General features: G+C 74.3%; 5 protein-coding genes and 1 pseudogene. 2 read left to right on the top strand and 4 right to left on the bottom strand.

Translation table 11 applies throughout. The annotated features are described in order from the left end of the window. A partial coding sequence (locus ACWCSD_RS49550; RefSeq protein ID WP_449926312.1) for an ABATE domain-containing protein occupies positions 1 to 237 on the bottom strand: 237 nt, incomplete at its 3' end. A gap of 28 nt (positions 238 to 265) precedes the next feature. Here ACWCSD_RS49550 and ACWCSD_RS49545 point away from each other — a divergent pair. After that, a complete protein-coding gene (locus tag ACWCSD_RS49545) occupies positions 266 to 1,147 on the top strand; it encodes an arginase family protein (protein WP_397162383.1) in 882 nt (293 codons plus the stop codon). Here the strand turns inward: ACWCSD_RS49545 and ACWCSD_RS49540 are convergent. Both ACWCSD_RS49540 and ACWCSD_RS49535 read right to left on the bottom strand, forming a co-directional pair. Continuing rightward, a complete protein-coding gene (locus ACWCSD_RS49540) occupies positions 1,133 to 1,657 on the bottom strand; it encodes a nitroreductase family deazaflavin-dependent oxidoreductase (protein WP_397162382.1) in 525 nt (174 codons plus the stop codon). The two genes, ACWCSD_RS49545 and ACWCSD_RS49540, sit on opposite strands and share 15 nt — an antisense overlap. Continuing rightward, positions 1,654 to 2,082: a hypothetical protein gene (locus tag ACWCSD_RS49535; protein ID WP_449926308.1), complete on the bottom strand. Its 429-nt coding sequence runs from the start codon at positions 2,080 to 2,082 to the stop codon at positions 1,654 to 1,656. Before ACWCSD_RS49535 ends, ACWCSD_RS49540 begins: the two co-directional genes overlap by 4 nt. Before the next feature lie 80 nt (positions 2,083 to 2,162). Here ACWCSD_RS49535 and ACWCSD_RS49530 point away from each other — a divergent pair, with 80 nt between their 5' ends. Then, entirely contained in the window at positions 2,163 to 2,840 is a 678-nt protein-coding gene (locus ACWCSD_RS49530) for a TetR/AcrR family transcriptional regulator (protein WP_397162380.1), read from the top strand. 15 nt (positions 2,841 to 2,855) lie between these two features. Here the strand turns inward: ACWCSD_RS49530 and ACWCSD_RS49525 are convergent. Further along, positions 2,856 to 3,780, bottom strand: a pseudogene (locus ACWCSD_RS49525) (DUF4434 domain-containing protein); the annotation flags it as partial.

Raw genomic sequence — 3,780 nt, 5'->3', positions numbered from 1 at the left:
CCCCGCCCGGCCGTCGGGCTCGGCGGCCAGCACCGCCCGCAGCCGCTCGCGCACCTCCCTGACCTCCCGCAGGTCCTCCTCGCCGAGCCCATGGTCGTTCTCAAGCGGTTCGCCCAGTTCGCGGCAGAAGCGGCGCAGCTCCGCCACGTCGGGCAGCCGCTCGGGATCGTCCAGGTACTCGTCCCACGTGTTGGCCAGATCGACGGCCACGAGACCCGTCTCGATGAACTGGCGCATCCCTCACCCTCCTGCTACCGTCACGACTATGAGCACTATAACCCCTGACAGAAAACTGACCGTCCTCGACGCGCCGTCCAACCTCGGCCTGCGTCCACTCGCCGAGGATGTCATCCCCGGCTGCTACAAGGCTCCCTGGGCGTTGCGGGACAACGGGCTGGTCGCCCGGATCGGCGCGGCCGACGCGGGCGCGCTGGTCCCGCCCCGTTACGTGGCCACCTGGAAGCCCGGCGACGGCGTGCGCAACGGCGCGGCCATCGCCGCCTACACCCGGCGGCTGGCCGACCGCGTGGCCGGGATCAGGGCGGACGGCGGCTTCCCCGTCCTGCTCGGCGGCGACTGCTCGATCCTGCTCGGCCCCGCGCTCGCCCTGCGCAGGACGGGCCGCTACGGGGTGGCCTACCTCGACGCCCACACCGACTTCCGCCACCTCGGCAACTCGCCCCACGTCGGCGCGGCGGCCGGCGAGGACCTGGCCCTGGTGACCGGCCGCGGCGACGACTACCTGACCGACATCGACGGCCTGCGCCCGTACGTCCGGGACGAGGACGTCATCGTGCTCGGCGTCCGGGACGACGACGACGTCCAGGAGCTCGCCGCCGACGGCATCGCCTTCGTCGCCGGGGACGACATCCCCCTGGAAGCCGCCGAGCGCGTGCTCGTGCGCGACGACCTGGACGGCTTCTGGATCCATGTGGACGCCGACGTGCTCGACCCGTCCGTGCTGTCGGCCGTCGACTCGCCCACCCCCGGCGGCCTGACCGGCGACCAGCTCGCCGGCCTGCTCCGCGGGCTGCTCGCGCTGCCCGGGGCGGCCGGGATCCAGTTCACCATCTTCGACCCCGACCTCGACGAGGACGGCGGCCAGGCGGCCACCCTGACCGACATCCTCGTCTCAGCCCTGACCTGACCCGTGGCCGTCCGGGGCGGAGCCGTCCGCCCGCAGGATGCGGAAGACGGGATGACCAGCCGCGATCCGGCGGAAACGGTCCAGCGGCGCCTTCGGGCCGAGGCCGAGGTGGGGCCGCGCGCCGGGCGCCACGGCGGCGTAGCGGCGCAGGATCTCGGCGCGGCGTTCGACCGGGACCTCCGCCAGCCTGACCGGCGCCGCCCGCCCGCGACGCCGCAACACGGCCCGGCCACCGGCGGCCCGGACGTTGCGCACCCAGTTCGCCTCCGGCCCGAGCATGGAGACCAGGTACTCGCCGCCGTCGTGCCTGGCGACCGCGACGGGCACCGACGTGAGCGCCCCACTGCGGCGTCCCACCACCTGGAGCACCGCCCCCTGGGGCAGTGGCAGCCACCGGGAGGCGTAGGTCAGCGCGTCGAGCCGGTTCATCGCCCGCGTGAGGGCGTTGGGCCGCCCGCCCCGGTACATCAGGCGCTTGAGCGCCCCCGGCCACCGGGCGACGTGGATCACCGCGCCCTCCTCCACAGCAGCACGACCGCCACCAGCCCCGGGACCAGCGGAAGGACCTGCAGCCAGCCGAGCAACGGCGCCAGGCCGACCTCGCCGTTGCTGTCCCGGACGGTCAGGCCCGCGAGCGCGACGCACGACGCCACCACGAACAGCCCGGCCCCCAGCCACCGGGCCCACCCCCTGCCCGCCCCGGCCGCCCGGACGGTGACGAGCCAGCCGGCCAGCCCGAGCGCCCCCACGACCGACAGGATCACCGTGTACGTGGTGACCCCCTCGTCGATCTTCCCCGGCCCCAGCTCCGGATAGCCCGCCCTGAGGTACTCGGCCAGCCCGGAGCGGTAGGCGAAGGCGAAGAGGGTGACCAGCACCGTGAGCGCGGCGCCGCCGTACAGCAGGGCGGAGGCTCCGCGCGGCTTCCCTGTCATGACATGAGTCCCTTCTGGGCGACATTCTTACAAAGTATGTTTTGACTATACTTACCACGTAAGAATCGAGAAAGGGCACCATGTCCCCGAAACGCACCCGCGGCCAGAACGCCGGGCTGACCCGGCAGGCCATCCTGCGGGCGGCTCTGGCGCTGGCCGACCGCGAAGGGCTGAAGGCGCTGTCCATGCGCCGCATCGGCCAGGAGCTCGGGGTCGAGGCCATGTCCCTCTACCAGCACGTCGACAGCAAGGACGCGCTGCTCGACGGCCTGGTCGAGCAGGTCGTCACGCAGGCCGCGCCGCTGCTGACCGAGGCCGCCTCATGGCAGGAGGCCCTGCGCGAGTACGCCCACGCGCTGCTGCGGGCGCTGCTCGCGCATCCGAACGTCGTCCCCCTGGTGGTCAGCCGTCCCGCGATCACGCCCGGGAACCTGCGCCTGATGGAGGAGGGGCTGCGCGTGCTGCGCGCGGCGGGGCTGCCGCCGGACCGCGCGCTGGACATGCTCTACGCCGTGACCGGTTTCGTCGTCGGCCACGTCGCCGTCCTGGCCGCCGGTGGGGTCGCCGGTGGGGCCGAACGGGCCGCGCCCGCGATGCGCGACATCCCCGAGCCGGATCTGGTGGAGACCCCGCTGCTGGCCGAGGCCACCCGGGCGCGGCGCGCCCAGCCGTCCTCGGGGACCGACCGCCGTTTCGTCTTCGCGCTCGAAGCCATGCTGCGCGGCTTCGGCGAACCCTGCGAAAACGGCGAACCCTGACGGAAGCGGCGAGCGCTAGCGGAAGACGTACCCGCTCGTGCTGGTGCGGCCGGCGGCGTTCGTGGCGGTGACCGAGGTCCACGGGCCGGGCGGGACGTAGGGGGCCCACGCCGACTCGGGGCGGCCCGGCCCGTGCCACCGCTGGGCCACGCCGACCTCGCGGCCGCCGGGCGAGGTGAAGCGCAGGGTGCCGCCGCGCAGGTTGTAGCCCTCGACGGTGATCCCGGGCCGGCCGTCCCGTTCCGCGCGGTAGGCGTTCACGATGATCGGCTCCCGGCCGCCGTTCGCGATGTCGTCGGCCAGCGAGGGGGTGGCCGGGCTCGCCTGGCAGGTGAAGAAGGGCTCCCAGCCATAGGAGATGATCTTCGCGGCGTGCCCGCCCGTCGCCATGATCTGCTGGTCGAGCCGGGCCTTGCTGGTACGTCCCCGCAACGGCAGCGGCTCGACCCGCCCGCACTCGCCGTCCGCGGGCGCGGGCTCGAAGCCCTCGACGTTGACCCACAGCTCGACCCCGGCGGGCACGCTGCCGGCCGCCGCCTCGATGTAGTCCCTGGTGGGCCCGTAGTAGCCGTCGGCGTTGCGCACCCGGCCGACCACCGGGACGAGCCGGGGGGCGACCATGGACCCGCCCTCCTCGATCCCGTGCACGGGGACCTTGCCCGTGCCCCGCCCGTCCTGCACGGCGACGGCCATGGGCGCGCCGGCGCGGGTGGCGGCGATGTCGGCCAGCCCGCCGGGCACCTGGCCGGGCGGGAAGCCGCGGCCCCTGCGGGCGTCGATGTAGGGGCTGACCAGGATCTTCCGGCCGGGCAGCGCGGCTGCGACCGCCGCGTGCTGGGCCGCGTACAGGGCGAGGACGGGGTCGCGCGGCCCCCGTTCGCGCATGGCCAGCTCGTACGACTGGTAGACCCCGCCGAAGGCGGCCGACCCGCCGAACCGC

It is taken from the genome of Nonomuraea sp. NPDC001684, from assembly GCF_053596515.1.
The sequence above is the reverse complement of the archived record's forward strand: the minus strand, read 5'-3'. Positions and strand labels throughout refer to the sequence as shown.

Bases quoted from the DNA above. Each gene is read 5' to 3' on its own strand.
- ACWCSD_RS49545 (WP_397162383.1), top strand. From the start codon at position 266: ATGAGCACTATAACCCCTGACAGAAAACTGACCGTCCTCGACGCGCCG.
- ACWCSD_RS49535 (WP_449926308.1), bottom strand. From the start codon at position 2,082: ATGACAGGGAAGCCGCGCGGAGCCTCCGCCCTGCTGTACGGCGGCGCC.
- ACWCSD_RS49530 (WP_397162380.1), top strand. From the start codon at position 2,163: ATGTCCCCGAAACGCACCCGCGGCCAGAACGCCGGGCTGACCCGGCAG.